Origin of the sequence: Actinophytocola algeriensis, assembly GCF_014203735.1 — a bacterium.
GTDB lineage: Bacteria > Actinomycetota > Actinomycetes > Mycobacteriales > Pseudonocardiaceae > Actinophytocola > Actinophytocola algeriensis.
This window is the reverse complement of sequence record NZ_JACHJQ010000001.1, coordinates 704364-727558: the sequence shown is the minus strand read 5'-3', so window position 1 is coordinate 727558 and position 23195 is coordinate 704364. Positions and strand designations below refer to the sequence as shown.

At 69.7% G+C, this 23195-nt stretch carries 23 protein-coding genes; 6 read left to right on the top strand and 17 right to left on the bottom strand.

The window, feature by feature from the left end; all coding sequences use genetic code 11:
- Positions 1-196: 196 nt before the first annotated feature.
- Positions 197-1240: an L-glyceraldehyde 3-phosphate reductase gene (mgrA, locus tag FHR82_RS03375; protein WP_184808719.1), complete on the bottom strand. Its 1044-nt coding sequence runs from the start codon at positions 1238-1240 to the stop codon at positions 197-199.
- Positions 1241-1280: 40 nt separating this feature from the next.
- Here mgrA and FHR82_RS03370 point away from each other — a divergent pair, with 40 nt between their 5' ends.
- Positions 1281-1859, top strand: a complete 579-nt coding sequence (locus FHR82_RS03370) for a DUF1361 domain-containing protein (protein ID WP_184808718.1) — start codon at positions 1281-1283, stop codon at positions 1857-1859.
- 83 nt (positions 1860-1942) lie between these two features.
- On the opposite strand, the gene FHR82_RS03365 is transcribed toward FHR82_RS03370, so the two are convergent.
- Positions 1943-2389, bottom strand: a complete 447-nt coding sequence (locus FHR82_RS03365; protein ID WP_184808717.1) for a DUF6319 family protein — start codon at positions 2387-2389, stop codon at positions 1943-1945.
- Between the two features lie 125 nt (positions 2390-2514).
- Here FHR82_RS03365 and FHR82_RS03360 point away from each other — a divergent pair, with 125 nt between their 5' ends.
- Positions 2515-3474 (top strand): hypothetical protein, encoded by a 960-nt coding sequence (locus FHR82_RS03360; RefSeq protein ID WP_184808716.1) that lies wholly within the window; start codon positions 2515-2517, stop codon positions 3472-3474.
- Between the two features lie 94 nt (positions 3475-3568).
- On the opposite strand, the gene FHR82_RS03355 is transcribed toward FHR82_RS03360, so the two are convergent.
- From FHR82_RS03355 to FHR82_RS03345, 3 genes are read right to left on the bottom strand one after another with little or no spacing between them, the layout of a single operon-like run.
- Complete coding sequence (locus FHR82_RS03355) at positions 3569-4210, bottom strand: LysE family translocator (RefSeq protein WP_184808715.1); 642 nt, start codon at positions 4208-4210, stop codon at positions 3569-3571.
- 10 nt (positions 4211-4220) lie between these two features.
- Entirely contained in the window at positions 4221-4874 is a 654-nt protein-coding gene (locus FHR82_RS03350; protein WP_184808714.1) for a DUF998 domain-containing protein, read from the bottom strand.
- A gap of 51 nt (positions 4875-4925) precedes the next feature.
- Positions 4926-5690, bottom strand: coding sequence for a TetR/AcrR family transcriptional regulator (locus FHR82_RS03345; RefSeq protein ID WP_221463272.1), 765 nt, complete (start codon positions 5688-5690; stop codon positions 4926-4928).
- 122 nt (positions 5691-5812) lie between these two features.
- Here FHR82_RS03345 and FHR82_RS03340 point away from each other — a divergent pair, with 122 nt between their 5' ends.
- Positions 5813-6772, top strand: a complete 960-nt coding sequence (locus FHR82_RS03340) for an ATP-binding cassette domain-containing protein (protein WP_184808713.1) — start codon at positions 5813-5815, stop codon at positions 6770-6772.
- The gene (locus FHR82_RS03335) at positions 6765-7541 is read left to right on the top strand and encodes an ABC transporter permease (RefSeq protein WP_225943961.1); all 777 of its coding nucleotides are present in this window, start codon (positions 6765-6767) and stop codon (positions 7539-7541) included. Before FHR82_RS03340 ends, FHR82_RS03335 begins: the two co-directional genes overlap by 8 nt.
- A 428-nt stretch (positions 7542-7969) precedes the next feature.
- On the opposite strand, the gene FHR82_RS03330 is transcribed toward FHR82_RS03335, so the two are convergent.
- From FHR82_RS03330 to FHR82_RS03310, 5 genes are all read right to left on the bottom strand, one after another.
- Entirely contained in the window at positions 7970-8722 is a 753-nt protein-coding gene (locus FHR82_RS03330; protein ID WP_184808712.1) for an NPP1 family protein, read from the bottom strand.
- Between the two features lie 196 nt (positions 8723-8918).
- Complete coding sequence (locus FHR82_RS03325; RefSeq protein WP_221463271.1) at positions 8919-11462, bottom strand: glucosidase family protein; 2544 nt, start codon at positions 11460-11462, stop codon at positions 8919-8921.
- A 29-nt stretch (positions 11463-11491) separates the two neighbouring features.
- On the bottom strand, positions 11492-12331 hold the full coding sequence (locus tag FHR82_RS03320; protein ID WP_311770844.1) for a carbohydrate ABC transporter permease: 840 nt from the start codon (positions 12329-12331) through the stop codon (positions 11492-11494).
- Positions 12328-13335: a carbohydrate ABC transporter permease gene (locus FHR82_RS03315; protein ID WP_184808711.1), complete on the bottom strand. Its 1008-nt coding sequence runs from the start codon at positions 13333-13335 to the stop codon at positions 12328-12330. Before FHR82_RS03315 ends, FHR82_RS03320 begins: the two co-directional genes overlap by 4 nt.
- An 80-nt stretch (positions 13336-13415) precedes the next feature.
- Complete coding sequence (locus FHR82_RS03310) at positions 13416-14720, bottom strand: ABC transporter substrate-binding protein (RefSeq protein WP_184808710.1); 1305 nt, start codon at positions 14718-14720, stop codon at positions 13416-13418.
- Between the two features lie 462 nt (positions 14721-15182).
- On the opposite strand from FHR82_RS03310, the gene FHR82_RS03305 reads away from it, so the two are divergent.
- Positions 15183-15740 carry a hypothetical protein gene (locus tag FHR82_RS03305; protein ID WP_184808709.1) on the top strand — a complete coding sequence of 186 codons (558 nt, stop codon included), beginning with the start codon at positions 15183-15185 and terminating at the stop codon, positions 15738-15740.
- On the opposite strand, the gene FHR82_RS03300 is transcribed toward FHR82_RS03305, so the two are convergent.
- The 6 genes from FHR82_RS03300 to FHR82_RS03275 all read right to left on the bottom strand — a co-directional run bounded on the left by FHR82_RS03300 (position 15726) and on the right by FHR82_RS03275 (position 21199).
- Positions 15726-16379 (bottom strand): DUF5642 family protein, encoded by a 654-nt coding sequence (locus tag FHR82_RS03300; RefSeq protein WP_184808708.1) that lies wholly within the window; start codon positions 16377-16379, stop codon positions 15726-15728. The genes FHR82_RS03305 and FHR82_RS03300 overlap by 15 nt on opposite strands.
- A 124-nt stretch (positions 16380-16503) precedes the next feature.
- Entirely contained in the window at positions 16504-17475 is a 972-nt protein-coding gene (locus FHR82_RS03295) for an SMP-30/gluconolactonase/LRE family protein (RefSeq protein WP_184808707.1), read from the bottom strand.
- Positions 17476-17483: 8 nt separating this feature from the next.
- On the bottom strand, positions 17484-18143 hold the full coding sequence (locus FHR82_RS03290; protein WP_184808706.1) for a histidine phosphatase family protein: 660 nt from the start codon (positions 18141-18143) through the stop codon (positions 17484-17486).
- Positions 18140-19189 (bottom strand): phosphotransferase family protein, encoded by a 1050-nt coding sequence (locus FHR82_RS03285; protein WP_184808705.1) that lies wholly within the window; start codon positions 19187-19189, stop codon positions 18140-18142. Before FHR82_RS03285 ends, FHR82_RS03290 begins: the two co-directional genes overlap by 4 nt.
- On the bottom strand, positions 19186-19995 hold the full coding sequence (locus FHR82_RS03280) for an SDR family NAD(P)-dependent oxidoreductase (protein ID WP_184808704.1): 810 nt from the start codon (positions 19993-19995) through the stop codon (positions 19186-19188). The genes FHR82_RS03285 and FHR82_RS03280 overlap by 4 nt, the downstream gene beginning before the upstream one ends.
- Positions 19988-21199, bottom strand: coding sequence for an acyl-CoA dehydrogenase family protein (locus tag FHR82_RS03275; protein WP_184808703.1), 1212 nt, complete (start codon positions 21197-21199; stop codon positions 19988-19990). Before FHR82_RS03275 ends, FHR82_RS03280 begins: the two co-directional genes overlap by 8 nt.
- A gap of 113 nt (positions 21200-21312) precedes the next feature.
- Here FHR82_RS03275 and FHR82_RS03270 point away from each other — a divergent pair, with 113 nt between their 5' ends.
- Positions 21313-21690 (top strand): nuclear transport factor 2 family protein, encoded by a 378-nt coding sequence (locus FHR82_RS03270; protein WP_184808702.1) that lies wholly within the window; start codon positions 21313-21315, stop codon positions 21688-21690.
- Between the two features lie 310 nt (positions 21691-22000).
- Here FHR82_RS03270 and FHR82_RS03265 read toward each other — a convergent pair whose 3' ends face one another.
- Positions 22001-23191, bottom strand: a complete 1191-nt coding sequence (locus FHR82_RS03265) for a S8 family peptidase (RefSeq protein ID WP_184808701.1) — start codon at positions 23189-23191, stop codon at positions 22001-22003.
- Positions 23192-23195: the final 4 nt, after the last annotated feature.

Below are 23195 nucleotides of genomic sequence, written 5' to 3'. Positions count from 1 at the left end.
GTGGTCGTTGTGTGGGCTGGTATGCCGTGAAAGGCGCTTTCAGGACATCGCCGGCGCTGTGAAAGGCGCGTTGAGGACGGTGAGCGCCCTGAAAGCGCCTTTCACGGCACAACGGACGTCGTGAGGGTGCGCAGGCGCCGGAGGCAAAGCCCGTCCGGCGAGGACAAACCACCAACCCACCCCGGCCAACGGAAGTTCACTCAGCGCTGGAGCGGGCCCACAGGTTGATGCCGCTCTCCACCGCGTGCTTGTCGATCTCGGCCAGCTCCGAGTCGGTGAAGTCGAGGCCGGACAGGGCGCCCAGGTTGTCGTCGAGTTGCTTGACGCTCGACGCGCCGATCAGCGTGGACGTCATGCGGGTGTCGCGCAGCGTCCACGCCAGTGCGAGTTGTGCCAGTGACTGGCCGCGAGACTTCGCGATGTCGTTGAGCGCGCGGATGCGGTCCAGGTTCTCCTCCGACAGCATCGACTGCGACAGCGAGCCGTCGCGGGCGGCTCGGGAGTCGGCGGGGATCCCGTTCAGGTAGCGGCCGGTCAGCATGCCCTGTGCGAGTGGCGAGAAACCGATGCAGCCGACGCCCAGCTCACCGAGCGCGTCGAGCAGGTCGGGCTCGATCCAGCGGTTCAGCATCGAGTACGACGGCTGGTGGATCAGCAGGCGGACGCCCATGCCGGCGAGCAGCGCGTGCGCCTCGCGGGTCTTGGCTGGCGAGTACGAGGAGATGCCGACGTAGAGCGCCTTGCCCTGCTGCACCGCGGACGCGAGTGCGCCCATGGTCTCCTCCAGCGGGGTGTCCGGGTCGAAGCGGTGCGAGTAGAAGATGTCGACGTAGTCCAGGCCCATGCGGGACAGGCTCTGGTCGAGGCTCGCGAGCACGTACTTGCGGGAGCCGCCGCCCTGGCCGTACGGGCCGGGCCACATGTCGTAGCCGGCCTTCGTGGAGATGATCAGCTCGTCGCGGTACGGGCGGAAGTCCTGCGCCAGGAGGGTGCCGAAGTTGGTCTCTGCCGACCCGTACGGCGGGCCGTAGTTGTTGGCCAGGTCGAAGTGGGTGACGCCGCGGTCGAACGCGTGGCGCAGGATCGCGCGGCACTGCTCCAGGGGCACCTCGGTGCCGAAGTTCTGCCACAGCCCGAGCGAGATCGCGGGCAGGCGCAGGCCGCTCTCGCCGGCAGGGCGGTACGACATCGTGTCGTCGTAGCGGTCTTCCGCTGCCTGGTAGGCGGGCGGGATGCTCATCGTCGGTCTCCTCGGGGCGGGTCGCGGGTACCGTGATGTTATGTCCGCGCTGGTGGCCAACGCCGGATGGATGGGGTGGAACGCGTTCCTCGCCCTGATCCCGCTCGTGCTCTCCCGGTTCCTGTTCGGACACCGGGAACGGCCGCGCTGGCTGCTGATCACGGGTGGCGCGGTGTTCGTGGCGTTCCTGCCGAACGCGCCCTACGTGCTGACCGACGTGCTGCACCTGCCGCGCGACCTGCACTACGTCGACGGCTGGGTCGCGGCAGGCCTGCTCGCGCAGTACCTGACGCTGTTCGCGATCGGGTTCGCCGCGTACGTGCTGTCACTGGTGCGGCTGGAACGCTGGCTGGCCGACCGCGGCGTGTCCCGCCGGGCGGTGCTGTTCACGGACCTGTCGCTGCACGCCCTGTGCGCGGTGGGCATCGTGCTGGGCCGGGTGTTCCGGTTCAACTCGTGGGACCTGGTGACGAACCCGGGCGGCCTGCTCGACCTGGTCCGCGTGCCGCAGCCGAGGACCGTGGTGGTGCTCTTCGTGTTGTTCGCGATGCTGGCCGGTGGCGCCGCGCTGGCCCGCGCGCTGCCCGCGATCATGGACCGCGCGGTGCGGCTGGGCTAGCGGCGTACCGGGTCGGCGAGCTGCGCCTCGAGCCGCTGGTGACGGCGGCACGGCCGTGACACGCACGGCCGTGCCGCGGCACGTCAGCCGTCCTGCAGGTCGGCCAGTGCCTGCTTGACCTTGGTCAGTTCCGCCTCCAGTTCGGCGAGGCGGGCCTGGTGCTGCTCGCGGGCGACGTCGAGCACGGACTCGATCGCCTTCGAGATGTCCTCGTGCAGTTCGGCGGCCGCGCGGGAGACCGCGGCGGCCGGGATCTGCAGGCCTTGCACGACCCGGCTGCCGGAGTGCGACAGGTCGGCCTGCCACTCGCCGTCCATGGTGCCGGTGACCGTCAGCGTCAGCTCGACCGTGCGGGTCTTGCGGGCCGTGCTCGGCTTGCGGCCGCGCTTGGCGGGCTGCTCAGGCGCCGCCTCCGCCTTGGGCTCGGCCTGCTCAGCCTTGGGCTCAGCCGCCTTCGCGGGCTCTGCCTGTGCGGCCTGCGCGGTCTCGGCCGGGGCCTCGGTTTCCGTGGCCTCGCTCGTTGGGGACACCTTCACGCTCCTTCGTCACGGGACACACCGCGGGAGGCGATATTAGAACACGCGTTCGCCTCGCGCATCCGCGGCGGGTCCGGGAACCTCCGCACGCATCATCGCGTCTGTGCGTCGTGGGGAATGTGCGGGTCAGGCTGTGCGCGCTGGCGGCGGTGCTGGTATTGACGGGGTGCACGACCGGGATGCCGGGGGTGCCCGAGGCCGGTGAGGAGCTGCCGCTCACCTCGTCCGTGCTGGGTGAGCCGACCACGATCGACCCGTGCAGCCTCACCGGGTCCGCCGCGTTCGAGGAGATCGGCACCGCGCGGATGCCGGGCACGCCGACCTTCGACGAATGCCGCGTGGCCGTGGCGGTGGACGGCGGCCACGCCTACGTCTGGGTCGGCCTCCTACGCGACGACCCGCTCACGCCGGACTGGCGGGACCGGGTCGCGAGCCCAGGCCGCGGCACGACCATTGGGCGGCTGGCCGACACGTGCGACACCGTGCTCGTGCTCGCCGACGGCGTCTCCGTGACCGCCACCGCCGAACCCGTGCCCGGTTCCCGGCCGGGCGAGGACACGCTGTGCCACCTGACCGAGGCCGCGCTGCGTGGCGCCTACGAGGTGCTCGCGGCCGGACAGGTGCGGCACTGGGCGCCGCCGGTGTCCTCGCTGGCCGTGGTCTACGCGTGCGACGTCGTCCAGGACCGCGACATCGAGGCCGCCCTGGGGCTCGACGAGGTCGCCGAGTCGCCGTACCCGGCAGAGCACCGGTGCCGGTGGGGTGACCCGGACGGCGATCCGCCCTCCGCCGAGGTGCGGTTCCTGGTCGGCGTGTCACCCTCGGCGGTGGACGTGCCGGACGGTGCCCGGAGCGAGACGCTCGCGGGCCGCACGTCCTGGGTCGTGCCCGGGCACGATCCAGAGCTGGCGTCGTGCCGGATCGTCACCGAGCACGGGGACTTCGGCCTCGGCACCGGCACCCGCGAGTTCGCGGTACTGGAGACGGCGACCGGCATCGCGCGGCGGGGCGAGGACCGGTGTGCCCCGGCCCGCACACTCGCCGCGACGGCGTGGGCGGGGTTGCCGCCGCTCGCCTAGCCGGGCGCGAGCCCCGCACCACCCCGGACGCTGTCCGCCATCCCGTCGACCTGGCCCTCCGGCGACGAACAACGCACCCCGCGCGAGAACAGACCTAGTCCTTGCGGCCGGTCACGGCGATGCTCGCGCCGAGGCCGATCATCATCAGGCCGCCCGTGCCGCCGACCAGCTCCAGCCTGCGTGGGGACCGCGAGAACCACACCCGCGCGGTCGCCGCGAGCAGTGCCCACACGCTGTCGAGCACGACCGCGATCACCGGGAACAGCGCGCCGAGCACCATCATCTGCACCGGGACGTGCCCCGCGGCCGGGTCGGTGAACTGCGGCAGCGCGACCACGAAGAACACGATCGACTTCGGGTTGGCGACACCGACGACGATCCCGTCGCGCAGCGCACGCCCGGACGGCAGGACCGTCGGCACGCCTTCCGCGAGCGCCTCGGTGACCTTGCGGCGGTGCCGGATCGCCTGCACGCCGAGGTAGACGAGGTACGCGGCGCCGACGAGCTTGATCACGGTGAACACCGCGGCCGACCGCTCCACGACCACGCCGACCCCGACCGCGACGGCCACGACCTGCAGGTACACACCGATCGCGTTGCCGACGACGGTCAGCAGGGCCTCGCGGCGGCCGACCGTCAGCGCGCGGCCGATGGTGAACAGCACGCTCGGCCCCGGCACGGCGACGATGACCACCGACAGCAGGGCGAAGGCGAGAACTTGGCTGAGCGACATCACGTCGCCGAGGTTAGACCGGGGCCAGCGCCACGTCCTGTGGTTTTGCGGCCCGGACCAGGCCGAGCGCGATGGTCAGGATCGCCAGGACCGCGGCCAGTGCCATGGCCCGTTCCACCAGGCCCAGCGGGATGAACCGCCACCACGGTCCGTAGCCCATGCCCATGCGGACCACGCCGACGAGGATCAGCCCGAACCACCCGAGCGCCACGGCGGCGAACCCGCGCGCGGCCCACCGCCACCCCAGCCGGTCCGGGAACACCTTGTGCGCTACCAGGAGCACGGCCAGCGGCAGCGAGACGAACCCGACGACGCTCGCGTACCGGTGGATGGTGCCGCCGATGCTGGGGCCGACCGTCCAGTCGGTCTTGGTGAACGCCACGATCACCAAGAGGCTCGCGATCCACAGCGCGCCGAGCACCACGGCGCCGGAGTACGGCCGCACCTGGCGGTGCCGCACCACCGCGTAGAAACCCAGCGCCGACCCGACCGCGACCAGCAGCACCGCGAGGTCGAACACCCACTTGGTGGGCCCGAGCGCGTACTCGGACAGCGTCCTGCGCACCACGTTGATCTCGTTCGTCGGCGGGACCACGTGCAGCGACAGCATCAGCACGGAGCCGAGCAGGAGCGTGAGAACGCTCGCCAGCGCGCTTCTGGAGGGCATGGCTTCGAGGTTAACGGCGCAATCTGAGAACAGCGTGAGAAGACAAATCGGTCATGCGTTGCGGCGGTTGATGAGCGACTCGATGCCGTCGAGCACGCGCTCGAGCCCGAAGTGGAAGTCGTAGTCGAGGTTGTCGAACTCCTCGCCGTCCTCGTCGAACGTGCCCGCGTCGACGACGGCGTGCAGTGCCGGGTACTCCTCCGCGGTGGTCAGCTTCTTGATCAGCTCGCCGTAGCGGGGCATGATGCGGGCCGTCGTGGGGTCGCCCGCCTCGAACGCCGCCGCGATGTCGCCGCTCAGCATCGCGAAGCTGCGGGTGAAGCTCGTGACGAGCAGGACGGCCGACAGCTTCTCGTGCTCCTCCAGCCCGGTGCCGCCGAGCGTGCGCAGGCCCTGCTCCATGTACCAGAGCTGGCGGGGCATGATCGGCGCGCCGGTGACCGGGATGCGCAGGATCCACGGGAACCGGCGGTAGGCGACCAGTTCGACCTCGGCCCACCGCTTGAGCCGCTCGCGCCACGTGCCGTCGACCAGCTCGATCTCGATCTGCCCGAACGCACCGTCGATCATGAGCGCGAGCAGCTCGTCCTTCGAGGCGACGTAGCGGTAGAGCGACATGGCCGACGCGCCGAGCTCCTTCGCGACCCGGCCCATGGACACCCCGCCGATGCCCTCGGTGTTCGCGACGTGGATGCCCGCGTCGACGATCTGCTCCAGCGAGAGCCCGCGTTTTGGCCCCTTGGTCGGCCGGTCGCGCACGCCCCAGGCCATCTCGAAGCTCGCGGGCAGCCCGGTCTCTGTTTCCTCGTCACTCATCCCACTGCTCATCCCACCCTGACCCGGCTCAGGGACATCCCTGATTCACTGTTTACGCTCTACGCAGTAGAGTTTATCTCGTACGCAGTAAGTCCGTCGTCCACGAACTCCCAGGGGGAACCATGCCCGGCGAACCAGCGATCGAGGCTACCGGCCTCACGAAGTCCTACGGCTCGGTGCGGGTGCTCACCGGCGTCGACCTGCACGTGCCGCGCGGCAGCGTGTTCTCGCTGCTCGGCCCGAACGGCGCGGGCAAGACCACCACCGTGCGCATCCTGACCACCCTGACCAGCCCCGACTCGGGGTCGGCCCGCGTCGCCGGGCACGACCTCGTGCGCGACCGGGCGCGGGTGCGCCGCAGCATCAGCCTCACCGGCCAGGACACCGCGCTCGACGAGCTGCTGAGCGGCGCGGAGAACCTGCGGATGATGGGGCGGCTGTGCCGCCTGTCCCGAGGCAAGGCCGCGGCCCGCGCCGACGAGCTGCTCGCGCAGTTCGACCTGGTCGAGGCGGGCAGCCGCCGCGTCGGCACCTACTCGGGCGGCATGCGCAGGCGCCTCGACCTGGCCGCGAGCCTGATCGTGCCGCCCGCGGTGATGTTCCTCGACGAGCCGACCACCGGCCTGGACCCACGCAGCCGCGCGGCGATGTGGACCGTGATCACCGAGCTGACCCGCTCCGGCGTGACGATCTTCCTCACCACGCAGTACCTCGAGGAGGCCGACCGACTGGCCGACCGCATCGCGCTCGTCGACGGCGGCCGGATCGTCGCGGAGGGCACCGCGGCACAGCTCAAGCAGCAGGTGTCGGGCCACCGGCTCGACCTGACGCTCACCGGCGTGGCCGCGTTCGACGGGCTCGCCGCGTTCCTCGGCGACCGGGCGCTGCTGCCCGACCGCGACCGGCTCACCCTGTCGGTCGCGACCGACGGCAGCGCAGGGCACGTCCGCGCACTGCTCGACGAACTGGACCCCGCACGTACCGCGGTGGCGCGCTTCGCCGTGCACACCGCGACCCTCGACGACGTGTTCCTGGCACTGACCGGGCACACCACCACCGCGAAGGAGCCCGCAGTTGTCTGACCTCGCACTCCGCCCCGCCTCGCCGCTCGGCGACCTCGGGGTGATGGTCCGCCGCGCGACCACGCTGACGATCCGCAACGGCGACGCGCTGCTGACCTCGCTCGCCCTGCCGATCATGTTGATGCTCCTGTTCGTCTACCTGTTCGGCGGGGCGATCAACACCGGCACCGAGTACGTGACCTATGTCGTGCCGGGGGTGATCATGCTGTGCGCGTCGTTCGGCGCGTCGCTCACCGCGGTGGCGGTCACGAACGACATGACCAACGGGATCATGGACCGCTTCCGGTCCATGGACGTCAGCGGCGCGTCCGTGCTCGGCGGGCACGTCGCCGCGAGCACCGCCCGCAACCTGGTGTCCACCGTGCTGGTGCTCGGCGTCGCGTTCTTGATCGGCTTCCGGCCGTCCGCGTCCGTTGTGGACTGGCTGGCGGCGGTGGGCCTGCTGCTGGCGGCCATCCTCGCGCTGTCGTGGGCTTCCGCGGCGGTCGGCCTGCTGGCGAAGACCCCGGAGGCGGCGAGCGGGTTCACGTTCTTCGTGATGTTCCTGCCGTACCCGAGCAGCGCGTTCGTGCCGGTGGAGACCATGCCGACGTGGATCCACGGGTTCGCGGACAACCAGCCGTTCACGCCGATGATCGAGTCGCTGCGGGGGTTCCTGCTCGGCACGCCGGTGGGGAACAGTCCGTGGATCGCGCTCGCGTGGTGTGTGGGCATTCTCGTGGTGTCGGTGCTGGTGACCGGACGGTTGTTCAAGCGCCGGACGGCATGATCTGAGTCGCGCTGTTGGCGTTTCTTCGGCGGGGTGTGCCCTCCGGGGGCTCCTCGCCGGAGGGGCAGGTCTCTGGGATGGCTCCTCGGTTTCGTTGTTTGGCTGCGGTTGGGTGCGGGTCTGCCTGCCATCCCGTCGACCTCCCTACGGGCTTCCGCCCCGCGCTCGGTTGGCCTTGAGCCGTGAAAGGCGCTTTTCGGGGCTGTGGCGGTGTCATGAAGGGCCCCTTCATCACACCGGACGTGACGAAGGGGTCCTTCACCACGGTGAGCACAACGAAGGACCCCTTCATCACACCGGACGTGACGAAGGGGTCCTTCATCGCAGCGGGCGTTACGAAGGGGTCCTTCATCGCACCGAGTGTCCCGAAGGGGCCTTTCGTGGCATCGCAGCTGTCTCGGCAGCGGCTTTCAGGTCATCGTGGGTGGCTACGCGTTCGGGTCGAACGGGATGCCTGCCGGTTTGGCCTTTGCCAGGTTGCTCGCGAAGGCGCTGTCCTTGATGGCGAGGCTGGCGCTGCCGTAGTCGGCGTTCACCAGCCGGTCCCGGATGCCCGCCGGGTAGTTGTCCCAGCTGACCAGGTCCGGGTACTGCCAGGCGCCGTAGTGGTTCTCCGGTGGTTCGGTCTGGCTCGCGATGCGGAAGCAGTGCGTCGAGAGGCCGTCCTTGTGGTAGACGATCTTCGCGTGCGTGCCCTCCCACGCGACCTGGTTGCGCGGGTAGGTCGAGTAGTTGCCGTGGGCGGAGGTCGACACGTACTGCGCCTGGTCGTTCTGCACCCAGATCACCACGTGCTCGATGTCGTGGCGGTGGCCGCAGCAGTCCCAGCCGGGTATGGCCTGGTCCTTCTCGAAGTACAGGTCGTACAGGTAGGCGCACCAGCCGTTGTTGCACTTGCTGCGGGAGTACGAGTTGGTGTTGTCCAGATCGGACGCGTCGCGGCAGTTGCCGTTGAGCGCACCGGAGTTGTTCAACCCGGGCGCGATGGTGCCGTCGGGGCCGATGGCAGGGGTCGGGTAGCAGCCGTCGCCGTCGTAGTCGAAGGCGGGTTGCCACTTCCCGTCGGCCGCGGCGTAGCTGGCGGGCAGCGCGCGGGGCGGGTCCGCCCACGCGACGCCGGGGATCAGGACGGTGAGCAGGGTGACCGTCACAGCAACGAAAACGGTTCTTCTTCCACGCATCGCAGGGCCCTCTCCATTGATCGCGGGATGACGCAATCAACGTAAGCGGGTGCGATCAGTGCTGGTCAACCGCCGAAGGTCGCAAAAGTGACCATCTGCTTACGTTCCGTCGACGTCGAGCACGAGCACCGTCACGTCAGGCCGGCAGTACGGCCGGGCCCTCGAACGAGGACCCGGCCGCGGTGCGCCTCACTTCTCACTTCAGCGTGATCGTCAGGCTCCCGGAGCCGCGGACCTCCGCCCGCACCTCGGCACCCCGCGTCGTCCGGACGACCTCGAACGCCACCCGCTTCCCGTTGTACGTCACCGAAGCGGGCTGCTTCCCGGCAGGCAGGACCGCGCCCACCGTCAGCTCGGCACGCACGCGATCGAGCCGCACGGTGGTCGTCAGGCGGTTGCCCTTCAGCGCCGCCGACACGTCCACGGACCCGTGCGCGCCGACCCGGATGTGCTTGCCCGACACCGGCTTCTGGCCGTCCGGCAGCTGCGGCACCACCGACAGCGCGCCGGTGCCCAGCGACGGCGACACGCCGAGCCACTGGTGCACGACCGGCCACAGCGTCCCGTACGTGCCCCACGCCTGCAGCGACATGGAACGGTCGTAGAACGGCCGGTCGATGTTCGCCACGAAGTCCGGCGACGGGGCCACCTCGGGCATGGCGCCCGGGGTCTCCCACACGCTCGGGTCGAGCTGGATGCGGACGTTGCCGTCGATGTACGGCCGCTGCTGCGCGAGCCTGCCGAAGTTGCCCTCGGCCACCGCCATCACCGCGGTGTTGAGCGAGTACGTCGACCGCTCGCTCTTCACCGTCGAGGTGACGCTGTCACACGACGGGCCCGGGTTGCCCTCTGGCGCGGAGGTCGGGCCGGAACCGGTGTGGTAAAGCCCGAACTCACCCGTGTAGCACGGCTTCTCCCGCTGTGCCAACGCGACCGGGCCGTGCGTCGGCGACGCGAGCGCGTTGCCGCCGGGCAGCTCGATCTCCATCGGCGTGACACCGGTCCAGTGCCGCTGGAACACCGGGCGGTTGTCGTTCGCGGGGTCGTCCGGGTCGTCGATCGACTCGGAGTACCCGTTCGCGTCACCGCCCGCCCACCAGACCGCCTCGAACCGCTCCCGCAGAGCGGCCGCGCGCGAAGAAGCCCAGTCGGCCGTCGCCGTGTCGCCCTTCGACGTGGCCATGTCGGCGAGGTCGAGCAGGCCGCGGATGTAGTACGCGGTGCTGTCGAGCTTCTCCACGCCCATGCCGGACCGCTCGACGTTGCCGAGGCCCTCCAGCCAGCCGTCGCCGTCCTCGTCGAGGTTCGCGTCGACGTACCGCAGGTTGCGGACCGTGAAGTCGTACAGGTCGTCGCGGAAGGCGTTGTCGCCCGTCCACCGCCACACCAGCGCGACCGCGCTCGGGAACTTCACGGTCTCGTCGGTGTTGCCGGCGTCGTCGTTCGCGCCGAAGTAGACGTCGCCGGTGGAGACGACCTCGTGGACCAGCTTGCCGCTGCCGGCGTTGATCACCTCGCTGACGTCCCGCAACGCGCGCAGGTGCGCCTTGATCGGCTCGAACTGCCCGGCGGCGACGGCCGCGAACGCGGTGTACTCGCCGTCGGTGCCGAAGAGCCACGGGTAGTCCGGGAAGCCGGCGCCGAACCAGCGCGCCTCGTCCAGCGTGCCGGCCGGGTCGGGGTACGCCTTGCCCTCGTCGGTGTCCCGCAGCGCCAGGTCGTGCGACTCCTGCACCGAGTCGGCCAGGTTCTGCTTGCTCCACTCGACGCTCTGCTGCAGCGCGCGGTTCCCCGGCAGGTCGACCACCGTGTTGCGCGCCACGGAAAGGCGACTGTCCACCTTGGACCGCAGTGCGGCGACCGGGTCGCGCGACGCCTTCGCGTACTCCGACCGTGCCGAGGAAGGGCCCTGGTCGGAACCCGCGACGGTGAACCACACGGTGGTGGCCTTGCCGGGCTTCAGGTCGACCGAGTAGTTCAGCCGCCCGCCGGTGCCCTTGCCGAACGCCGAGTCGTCGCAGCGCGGCGGCGCGGTGCCGTCAGCGGGGCAGACCACGGCCGGGTCCTGCGGGCCGCGGTGGTCCTGGCCCAGTTCGTGGCTCACCGGCCGCGCAGAGGAACCGACGACCGCCGCGTAGTCGTGGCCGTCGCCTTCCTCGCGGAAGCGCAGCGTCCCGTCGGCGTAGGAACCGGTGTCGGGCAGGTTCTTCTCCGCCGCGCCCGGGGTGGTCCAGCCCCACGGGTAGGCGGACATCAGCTCGGAGTGCGCGTCCATCGCGAGGTCGACGGTCCGCCGCGAGTCGCTGCGGAGCGTCAGGCCGATCACGTTGGCGCGCACCCCGTCGGGTGCGAAGTCGACGCGGTCGACGGACACCCCGGTCTGCTGGTACGCGAACCGGTGGTAGCCCCACCCGGTCGTGTACTCGGCGGCCGGGGTGTCCGCCCCGAGCCACGCGCCGTCGACGGCGAACCAGATGCCGTCGAGCAGCTTCACGGGCGGTGTCCACACGCCACCCATCTCACCGCGGATGTGCCAGCCGCTCGCCGGGTACAACCCGTCGGCGTCGCCCATCGCGATGACGCGGTCCCCCGTGACGAGGGCCCGCCGGTCGGCCAGTCTCGTCGTCTCGGACAGTTCGGTCAGGTGGCGCGCTTCGAACGCACCACCTGCCAAACCGACCGCCGGTCTTGCCTCCGCGCTGGCCGGTACCGCCAGCGCGGTTGCGACGAGTGCCAACACGGAGCCGAGTAAGACCGGCCGTTTCCTCATTACTTGACGCCTCCTGCGGTGAGACCGGCGATGATGCGTCGCTGGAAGATCAGCACCACGACCACCAGTGGCACCGTCACGATCACCCCCGCGGCCATCTTCGTCCCGAATGGACTGTCATATCCGTAGGCACCGGTGAACTGGGAGATGGCGACCGTCGCGGTCTTCATCTCCTTCTGGTTCACCATGGACAGCGCGATGATGAACTCGTTCCACGCCGCGATGAACGTGATGATCGCGGTGGTGAACATGCCCGGCGCCGCCAGCGGCAGGATCACCTTGCGGAACGCCTGCCCACGCGTCAGTCCGTCCACCATCGCCGCCTCCTCCAGCTCCTTCGGCATCTGCCGGAAGAACGTGGCGAGCGTCCACACCGCGAGCGGCAGCGCGAACGAGAGGCTCGGCAGGATCATCGACTGGTAGGTGTTGATCCAGCCGATGTCGGTGAACAGCTTCAGCAGCGGCACGATCAGCGACACACCGGGGAACATCGACGTCGCGATGATGATCCCGGCGGCGATGTTCTTGAACCGGAAGTCCAGCCGCGCGATGGTGTACGCCGCGAACGTGCCGACGATCAGCGTGACGATCGTGGTCGTGCCCGCGACGACCAGGCTGTTGCCCAGCGACCGCCAGAACCCGACGGCAGGTGAGAACACCGCCTCGAAGTTGTCGAGCGAGAACGGGCTGGGCAGCGGCGAGTTGTCACCGATGTCGCTCGTGCGCCGGAACGCCGAGACCACCATCCAGTAGAACGGCACCAGGCAGTAGAGCACGATGACCGCGATGCCGATGTTGAACAGCCACCGACGCCCGCCGGGGGCCTTGATGTCACTCACGCCGTCACCGCCTTCGCCTTGCGCTGCTTGGTCTCCTTGGCACGCGCGCGTGCCTCACCGATCACGTCGGCGCCGAGCAGTTTGACGAACGCGTAGGCGATCAGGGACACGTAGACGAACAGCACCACCGCATAGGCCGCGGCGGGTCCGATTCTCAGCTGCGACGCTTCCTCCTGGGCGAGCATCGACAACGTCTCCACCGACTGTTTTCGCTGTCCGATCATCACGAACGGCAGGTCGAACATGCGCAGTGCGTCGAGCCCCCGGAACAGGATCGCCACCAGCAGCGCGGGCTTCACGAGCGGCAGCGTGATCCGCCAGAACTGCTTCCACGCGGACGCGCCGTCGACCCTGGCCGCCTCGTAGACGTCGTTCGGGATGATCTGCAGGCCAGCGAGCACGAGCAGGCCGACGAACGGCGCGGTCTTCCACACGTCCGCGATGATGACCGCGATCTTGGCCTGGAAACCCTCCGTGGTCCAGAGGATCTGCGAGTTCAGCACCTCGTTGGCGACACCGTCGGCCGTGAAGATGAACTGCCACATGATCGCGGACACGGCGGTCGGGATCGCCCACGGCACGAGGATGCTGGCCCGGACGAGGCCCTTGCCACGCAGCGCGTGGTGCATCACGAGCGCCATGGTGACGCCGATGACGATCTCGAGGATCAACGTGGTGACGGTGAAGAACGTGGTGTTGAAGAACGCGTTCCAGAACCGCTCGGCCGACTCGCCGGTGAAGATCGCGGAGTAGTTGTCGATACCGACGAACCGTTCGCCCTCGAGGACGAAGCCGGACTCGTCGACCCCCTCCGCCTTCTGGTACAGCGACTCGCGGATCGCCGCGATCAGCGGGTAGCCGATCACGAGCGCCAGCACGAGGAAGGTGGGGGTGAGGAGGAGCAGTGCGAGGCGGCCGTGCTTCTGCGGGTCGCTCTTCGCGGTGGATGGTTGTTTCTTGGGGGCGCCTGCCGCGGCCTGCGGCGGCGCGTCAGTCGCTGTCACGTCAGCACTCCAGAGGTGAGAAACAGGGAAACCGGCCGGGCAAGTCCTGAAATGGGCCTGCCCGGCCGGCTTGTCCGGAGCTACTGCGCGGTCAGCGACTCGAGCTTCGTCTGCAGTTCGGCCAGCGCGTCGTCGGTGCTGGCCTCACCGGTCATCGCGCTGTACGCGGCCTCCTGCATGGCCGCCGTGACGTCGCCGTACTTCACGGCCTGCGGCCGGGGCACCGCGTTGAGGATCGACTCCTTCAGCGTGGTCAGGTACGGGAACTGCTTGATCATGTCGGGGTCGTCGTACAGGCTTGCCCTGGTCGGTGCCTGGGACGTGGCGAGCAGGTTCGACTTCTGGGCTTCCTCGCTGGTGAAGAACTTGATGAAGTCCAGCGCGGTCGCCTTGTTGTCGGCGAACGCCGAGATCGCGAAGTTGTGACCGCCAAGGGTGGACACACCGGGGCCGTCCTTGCCGGGCAGCGGCGCGACCTGGAACTTGCCCGCCACCTTGGACGAACCGTCGGTCGCGTTGGCCTGCGCGTACTGGTACGGCCACTGGCGGTGGAAGATCAGCTGCCCGTCCTGGAACGCGCGGCGGCCGTCCTCCTCCTTGTAGGTGATCGCGGCGTCCGGGATCTCCTTGGTCTTCACGCCGTCAACCAGGAAGTTCAGGCCGTCCTTGGCCTCCTGGGTGTTGACGGTCGGCTTGCCGGACTCGTCGAGGATCGAGCCACCGGCGGACTGCACGGCCTCGGAGAAGTTCACCGTGAGGCCCTCGTACTTGTCGAACTGGCCCGCGTAGCAGCCAAGGCCCGCGTTGGCGGGGGTCGCCTTCACCTTGGCGCAGGCGTCCTTCAGCTCGGCCCACGTCTTCGGCGGCGCGGTCACGCCCGCGGCGTCGAGCAGGTCCTTGCGGTAGTAGAGCAGGCCGCCGTCGGAGTACACCGGGACCGCGTACAGGTTGTCGCGGTACTTGCCGGTGTTCACGGCGGGCTCGAGGAAGTTCTCGAGGTCGAACTGGTCCTCGGGGAGTTGCATGACCCACCGGTTCGCGGCGAACTCCGCGGTCCACACCACGTCCAGGTTGAGGATCGTGAATTCCTTGGACTGCGCCTGCGCGTTCTGGATCATCTGATTGCGCTGCTCGTCAGCGGCCTCGGGAAGCTCGACGATCTCGACCTTCTCGTCCGGGTGCTCGCCGTTCCACTCGTCGACCAGCTTCTGCATGTTGCCAGAAGTGTCCTTGCCGGTCGCGAACTTGATCGGGCCGCGACCTTCGAGCGCACCGCTCGCCGCGTTCTCGCCCCCGCCGTCGGAACCGCTATCGCCACAACCGGCCAGCACGACCGCCGCGACGGCAAGCAAGGCGGCACCGCGCACCCTTGCTTTACCACTCATCTCGTTCTCTCCTGTCGATCAAAATGGAACCAGAACCGCACCAGCACCTTGGGCCATGTAGGTACTGGGCGGCACACGGTATACCGGAAAGTGGTGAGCGGACCCGATGGGGACACGGCGGCACGGGAGCGCGTAGGCCAAGCCGATAACGCGGCTCGTGTCCCGAGTCATCCTCGACTCCTCTTCGCCGGTCCATTTCGGACCGGACCTGACTGTGACCAGCTAGGGCTGGCACACTACTCGCCAACTTGATCGGTTAACGGCGGCCAACTGTGGACCAGTGCCCGCGCGAGTGTCAACCCCGGAATTGTTATGGAGAGAACGGGAGATCGGACGTCGATGAACCCCCAGTCCGGTGAGCGGTTCGAAGAGTTCCCGACACCAGCACAAGGCACCCGGATGCCGGTACCGGCACCGCCGAATGGCCGCGCGAATCCTCGTGCGATCGCAGTCTTCACGGGTGTGGCGGGCCTGATCGTCGGCGCCGCGCTGACGTCCGGATTTTGGTTGCTATTCGGCAACGAACGCGGTTCCTCGGCGGACGTCTCCGCGCCGGAACGGATCGGCGAGTACTACCGCTTCGACAAGACGCCCGACCCCGGCTCGGAGGGCGGGCACCAGCAGGTCGTCGACCGCTACGAGCGCTACGACGAGGAGAGCTCGGCCCGCCTTTCGGCAGCTCACGACGGTGCGGGTGCGGTGGTGCGGCGGTACTCGACCGAAGGCCTCGACACGATGTTCACCCTCGAGGTCGTCCGCGCGCCGAGCCCGTTCCCGCCGTACGTGCCGTTCACCGACCCCGAGGACCTCGGCACCGACAAGCCGGTCGAGGAGATCCTGCGGTACGGGTCCGTGGCGTGCGCGGTGCGCAACAGCCCCGGCCAGCCACCGATCGTCATGGCGTGTCTGCGCACCGCGGGCGACCTGACGGTGACGATCACCCGTGCCACCGGCGACCTCGGCCAGCAGCCCGAGGACGTGGCGAAGCTCGTCGACGAGGCCTGGTCAGAGGTGAGCTGACACCCGTTCACCCGCGGCCCGCACCAGCCGGGAGAACTCGCGTTCGTCGAGGTCTCCCTGCGCGACCCCGGTCAGCACCACCACGTGCTCCCCGATCCGCGAGACGGCGACACCGAGCGTCACCACCCCGTCGCTGCCCGAAACCCGTGCCGCGAGGGCGAACCCGTCCTCGACCGGCACGTCGAGGTGGCTGAACTCGACCGTGCCGGTGGTGTCCCCGTCGTCGAAGGTGGTGGTCCCGCAGGTGCCGACCACCTCGTCCAGCCTGTCGGTGTCCCATTCGGACACGTCGTCGGCAGGCAGGACCACCTCCAGGTAGGCGGTGCGCGCACCCCGTGCCGACACGCCGGCGGCGAGTTCAGGATTGGCAGGTTCCGGCCGTGAGCGCAGCAGTTCGGCGCACTCGGGCGGCTCGATGTCCTCGGGGAGGTCGGTGGCGCCGGACTGGGCGAACTCGGCGGCCGTCATGGCCGCGACGTCGTACCCGCCGCCGAAGTCCTCAGCCGTGAGCAGCGCGTCGTCCGGGTCCCCGTCGCGCACCAACGACACGACCACGACGGCGACGAGGATCCCCACCGCGGCGACCCACCACAGGACGCGGCGGCGGCCACGCGGCTCGATCCCGAATTCGTCGGTCACCGCGCCGATACTGTCAGAGCGCGTCCCGCACCCGTCGACGAGTGGCCGCCCGCGGACCGGTGGGCGGTGCCGCGCGTGACCGAGGAAGGCGCCACCTACGCCGTGCACCTGGACCGGAGCGGGGTCAGGGCAGCGAGAAGTAGGCGATCGCGCGCTCGTTGAGACTGCCCAGGTACACGACACCGCCGTCCTCGCGGACACCCGTCACCATGTGGTAATCCGGGTGCACGGAACGGAAGTCGTGGACGACCTTGCCGGTCGCGCCGTCCACCGCACGGACCCACACGACCCGCTTCTCCTTGACCTGCAACGGTTCCGGCAGCGCCCACACCGCCTTGCGGATGGCGGGGTGCAGCCGGTGCGCGAGGTCGAGCGCCGCGATCCTCGGTGACGCCATGGCGACCCACACGAGACCGTCCGAGCCGGTCGCGATGTTGTCCGGGAACGCGGGCAGGGCCTCGACCAGCGTGCTGTGCTTGCCGGACGGCAGCTCGACGCGGTCGAGCCGGTAGGACCCGGTGCTGGCGACGACCACCCACGACTCGTCGGGTGCGAGTGCCACGCCGTTCGCGAACTGCAGGCCGGACAGCAGCACGTCGACCTGCCCGTCCGGGGTGCGGCGCAGCAGGCGGCCGGTGCCGCTGTGCTCCAGCAGGTCGGCCTTCCAGTGGTCGAGGTCGAACCGGGAGGTCGAGTCGGTGAAGTACACGGTCCCGTCGGCCGCGACCGCCGCGTTGTTGCACACCCGCAGGTCCGGGCCGCGCGGCACCAGCACCTCGAGGTCGCCGGACTGCCGGTCCACCAGCAGGAGCCCGCGTTTCGAGTCGCACACCAGGAGGCGCCCGTCCGGGTACAGCTCGAGGCCGAGCGGGCGGCCCCGGGTGTCGGCGACCATGTCGAGCCTGCGGCCGTCGGGGGTGAGCCGCAGGATCCGGCCGTCCTCGACGCCGGTGAACACGTGGCCCTTCTCGACCAGCACGTCCTCGGCGCCGAACCCGTTGACCTGCACGACGGTCAGCTTCGGCAGCGGGTCGGGGTGCGGCTTCTGCGCCGTCGGCGGGCGCCACACCTTGGGTGAGATCTTCGGGCGGGCCATGCGTCCTCCTACCGGTAGGTGAGCAGGTCGCGGTGGGGTCCGTCGAAGTGGCCGTGCTCGTTGACCGACACCAGGCTCACCCCGGACCGCCCCCGCACCAGCTTCGTGATGCTGGCGTTCGCCATCGTGCGGTTGAGTGCCAGGTAACCCGCGGCGGGCGCGGACAGCAACACCGAGCACACCGCGCTGATCACGCCGGCGGAGGTGAACACGAGCGCCGCCGTGCCGCGTGGCAGCTCGGCGAACACCTCGCCGAGCGCGGCGCGGACGCCGTCGGTGAACTGGGTCCACGTGCCGGTCGAGCCCGCCGCGTGCCCTCCGGTGATCCACGCCTCGATGGCCTGGTCGAGCAGGCGCTGGAACTCGCGGGTGGCGTCCTCCAGCTCGGCGACCGGCTGCCCGGACGGCACGAGCCCCAGGTGGTCGTACTCGTTCCACCGCGCGTCCTCGCGGACCGGCAGCTCGATGCCTGCCTCGGCGAGGCAGGCCGACGCGGTGTCGAGCTGGCGGCGCAGCGTGCCGCTCCACACCGAAGCCACGGTCAGCTCCCTGCGCCGCAGCTCGGTGCCGAGCACCACGGCCTGCTGCTTGCCGGTCGCGGACAGCACGTCGTAGTCGGCGCCGCCGAACGACGCCTGCCCGTGCCGCAGCAGGTAGAGCGCGGTCACGCGATCGCCCGCCCGCACCGCTCGTCGAGGTACGCCACGAACCGCGGGAACCCGGCGAACGCCTCGTTGTGCGTCTGTCCACTGTGGTAGCGGTAGTAGATCTGCTGCATGATCACCTGCAGCCGGAACCAGCCGAACACCTCGTAGAACACCCAGTTGTCGGCGGAGAGGCCCATGCGGTCGCAGTAGTAGGCGACCAGTTCCGCGCGCTTGGGCATGCCGGGCAGGTGCGATGGCTGGCGCCGGGACAGCTGCGCGATCTCGTCGTCGTCGGCCTGGATCCAGTACGCCATGCAGCCCGCGAGGTCCATGAGCGGGTCGCCGAGCGTGGCCATCTCCCAGTCGAGGACACCGACGACGTCGAGGTCGTCATCGAGGACCACGTTGTCGAACCGGAAGTCGTTGTGGATCACACAGGTTCGGACATCGCCGGGCTGGTGGTCAGCCAGCCAGTTCATCACGGTCTCGCCGTCGGGCGAGTCCGGCGTGCGGGCCTTGCGGTAGCGGTCGGACCAGCCACGCACCTGGCGGGCGACATATCCGGCGCCCTTGCCGAGATCCGAAAGGCCTGCCGCGTCCGGGTCAACCTCGTGCAGCTCGATGAGCCGGTCGAACGTGCGGTACGCGAGCGAGGACGCCTCGTGCGGCGACAGCGTCAGCCCCGCCGGCAGGTCGCCGCGCAGGATGATGCCGTCGATGCGGTCCATGACGTAGAAGTCCGAGCCGAGCACGTCGTGGTCGGTGCACAGGGCGAGCACGTTCGGGACGTACGGGTAGACCGGCTTGAGCTTGTCCTGCACGGTGTACTCGCGGCGCATGTCGTGCGCGGACGCGGCCTTGTGCCCGGCGGGCGGGCGGCGCAGGATCAGCTCACGGTCCGGATAGGACAGCAGGTAGGTCAGGTTCGAGGCGCCACCCGGGTACTGCCGCACCTTCGGCGGCTCGGCCAGTCCGTCCACTCTGGACGACAGCCACCCGTGCACGGCCGCCGTGTCGAACGCGTCCTCGTCCCGCAGCGCGCCGGGCTCGTCCCGCAAGGCTGTCACCGGTCACCTTTCTCGACTGTGTTCTCGACGCGGCTCCGCAGCCGCGCCCAGTACTTGCGCACCTGCCCGTCGGTGAGGCCGAGCCGCTTGAGGAACGCGGACCGGCGCCCGTCCGGGTGGGTGAGCAGGAGGAACTTCTTACGTGCCACGGCGTCGAAGACCTGGTCCGCGACGTCCTCGGCGGTGATGGTCGACGACGTCATCAGCTTGTCCACCAGCCGCGCCGTCGCCGGGTCGGGGCTGCGCAGCCGGTCACCGAGGTTGGTGCGCACGAACGCGGGGCAGACGACGGTCGTGTGCACGCCGTACGGTTCGAGTTCGAGGCGCAGCGTGTCGGACAGCGAGATCACCGCGGCCTTGGTGACGTTGTAGGAACTCATCGCGGGCAGGTTCATGATCCCGGCGAGCGAGGCGACGTTCACCAGGTGCCCGGCGCCGCGCGCCTTGAAGTCCGGCACGAAGGCCCGGCACCCGAGTACGACGCCCCTGACGTTGATCTCCCAGATCCAGTCCCAGTCGGCCATGCCGATCTTCTCGAAGCGGCCGCCCGCGCCGACACCCGCGTTGTTGACGAGCACGTCGAGCCCGCCCCACTCGCGCTCGCACCAGTCGCGGGCCTTCGCCCAGTCCTCGCCGGAGGTGACGTCGAGCGGGAGCGCCGACGTGCCGATCTCCTCCGCCGCCAGTGCGGCGGCCGCACCGTCCACATCGGACAGCAGGACCCGCCTGCCCTCGGCGTGGAACCGGGCGGCGATCGCCCGCCCGAGCCCGGACGCGCCACCGGTGACGAGGACCCGGTCAGCCATTCTTGTATGCGGCCAGTTCGTGTCGCGCGACCAGTCCCATGTGGACCTCGTCGGGTCCGTCGGCGAGCCGCAGCGATCGTGCGCCGGAGTAGGCGGCGGCGAGCGGGAAGTCCTCGGACAGGCCTGCGGCGCCGTGCAGCTGGATGGCCATGTCGATCACCTCGAGCGCCATGTTCGGCACGGCGACCTTGATCTGCGACACCTCACTGCGCGCCCCGGCGAGGCCCTCGGTGTCGAGCAGCCACGCGGTGTGCAACACGAGGAGTCGCGCCTGGTTGATGGCGATCCGCGCCTTGGCGATGCGCTCCCGGTTGCCGCCGAGGTTGGCGAGCGGCTTGCCGAACGCCTCCCGCTGGCTGGCCCGCGCACAGGCCAGCCCGAGTGACCGCTCGGCGAGCCCGATGAGCCGCATGCAGTGGTGGATGCGGCCCGGCCCGAGCCGCCCCTGGGCGATCTCGAACCCGCGCCCGGGTCCCGCGATCACGTTGCTCAGCGGCACCCGAACGTCGGTGAAACTGACCTCGCCGTGCCCGTAGGGCTCATCCCGGTGCCCGAACACGGACAGCATGCGCTCAACCTTCACCCCTTCGGTGTCGATCGGCACCAGCACCATCGAGTGACGCCGATGCCGGTCCGCCTCCGGGTCGGTGAGCCCCATGAAGATCACGAACTTGCAGTTCGGGTGGCCGACGCCCGTGCTCCACCACTTCCGCCCGTTGATCACGATCTCATCGCTCTTGACCACCGCGGTGGCCGCCATGTTGGTGGCGTCGGAGGAGGCGACGGCGGGTTCTGTCATGCAGAAGGCGGAGCGGATCTCACCGCGCAGGAGCGGCGCGAGCCACTGTTCCTGCTGCTCAGGGCTGCCGTACTGGAGGAGGACCTCCATGTTGCCGGTGTCGGGCGCGTTGCAGTTGAAGACCTCGGGCGCGATGAACGACCGCCCCATCTGCTCGGCGAGGGGCGCGTACTCGACGTTCGAGAGGCCCGCGCCGCGTTCCGTGTCCGGGAGGAACAGGTTCCAGAGCCCCTGGTCCTGTGCTTTCGCCTTGAGCTCCCCGATGACGGGCAGGACCGTCCAGGGGTCGGCGCTCGCGTGGAGGGCCCGGTGGTACTCGGGCTCCACCGGCTCGATCTCGGTCCGCACGAAGTCGGACACCCGGCCCAGGTAGTCGGCCGCCGTGGCCGAGTGCGAGAAGTCCACGAAAAGCACCCTAGCCGCGAAAAACCGAGTTCATCGATGCAGACCCGTCTCGATTCGCCTGAGACCTGCGTCACTGCACAACATCATGTGGTCAGCGCGCCTATCCTGCGGACATGCCTCCGGAGCCGGCCGAGGTGGCCACCCAGTTCAACGACGCAATCAACGCCGGCGACCTGGCGGGGTTGGCGGTATTGATGTCCGACGACCACCGGTTCGTGGACGCGGCGTCGAACGTCGTGTCGGGGAAACCGGCGTGCCTGGCCGCGTGGCGGGGTTTCTTCGAGTCGTTCCCTGACTACCAGAACGTGTTCACGGCGTTCTTCACTCGGGGTGACGTGGTCATGATCGTGGGTCGTTCGGAGTGCTCGGAACCGGCGCTGGCAGGCCCGGCCCTGTGGACGGCTACCGTCATCGGTGACCAGGTCACGGAGTGGCACGTCCACGAAGACGCCCCGGAAGTGCGGGAGCACCTCGGTCTCCCGGCGAAGTGATCCTTTGTGGACCCCACCGGCCACCCAGAGCAAAAACGGAGCGCCCGGCCGCAAACCGGCCGAGCGCTCCGCCAAACCCCGAGGCCCGACAGGCACCAGACAACGCACCATCGCCTCGTGCGCGGACCTCTCAACCCCCACCCGATCCAGGGGGCTTCCCGCGCCGTCAGTCTACCGACGGGCACCGGCACGCGCCTGTCGCCCCGCGGACCGGATTCACCAGCCCGCCACGAGAAAACGAGGAGCCGTCCCCAGGGCGTGATCGCCCCGAAGACGGCTCCTCCGAACTCAGCGAGCTATGGCGAACCGATCACGCGCCCGTGTACAGGAGCAGGTTCGGCGTGCCCGGGCTGGCGTTGGTGATCTTGTCCGGGGTCGCGGCGCCGGTCAGGCCCGTCGCCACGTCCGCCGGGGTGGCGTCCGGGTTGGCGGACAGGAACAGCGCGGCCGCGCCCGCGACGTGCGGGGTGGCCATCGAGGTGCCGCTGATCGTGTTGGTGGCACCGTCGTTCCACGAGGACGTGATGTCCACGCCCGGGGCGTAGATGTCGACGAGCTCGCCGAAGTTGGAGAACGACGCCTGGCCGTCCGCGTCGTCGGACGCGGCGACCGTGATGGCCTCGGTCACGCGGGCAGGCGAGAAGTCGGCCGCGTCGGCCGACGAGTTGCCCGCCGCGATCGCGAAGGTCACACCGGCGGTGATGGCACCGCGCACGGCCTCGTCCAGGGCCTCGTCGACACCGCCGCCGAGGCTCATGTTCGCCACCGACGGGCCGCTGGCGTTCTGCGCCACCCAGTCGATGCCCGCGACGACCTGCTCGGTCGTGCCCGAGCCGCTGTCGTCCAGCACCCGGACGCCGACGATGCCGACGCCCTTCGCCACGCCGTACTCGGCGCCACCGATCGTGCCCGCCACGTGCGTGCCGTGGCCGTGCCCGTCGGCCGGGTCGTCGTCGCCGTCGATCGCGTCGAAGCCGCCGGTCGCCCGGCCCTCGAACGTCGGGTGGTCGACCATGACACCGGTGTCGATCACGTACGCGGTGACGCCGTCACCCTTGCTCTCGTACGTGTACGAGCTGTCCAGCGGCAGGTCGCGCTGGTCGAGTCGGTCAAGCCCCCACGACGGTGGGTTCTCCTGCGTGTCGTTGATGGTGAACGTCTGGTTCTGCTGCACGAACTCGACCGCGCCGTCGGCGGCGAGCTGCTTCGCCTCCGCCTCGGTCGCGTGGATGGCGAACCCGTTCAGCGCGCTCGAGTACGTGCGGCTGACCTCCGCGCCGTACTTGGCCGACAGGCTCGACGCCTCGGCCGCGACGGACGCGCTCCGGATGTTGTCCTTCAGCACGACGATGTAGCTGTCCGCGACCGAGTTCTCGCTCCCGGCCAGCAGAATCTGCCCCTCGGCTGCCTGTGCGGGCACCGCCGCGAACGCGGTGGCGACCGCCACCGCTCCCGCGACTCCCGCGCCGGCGATAAGCCGGCCCCGACCCGTGAGTTTCATTGCT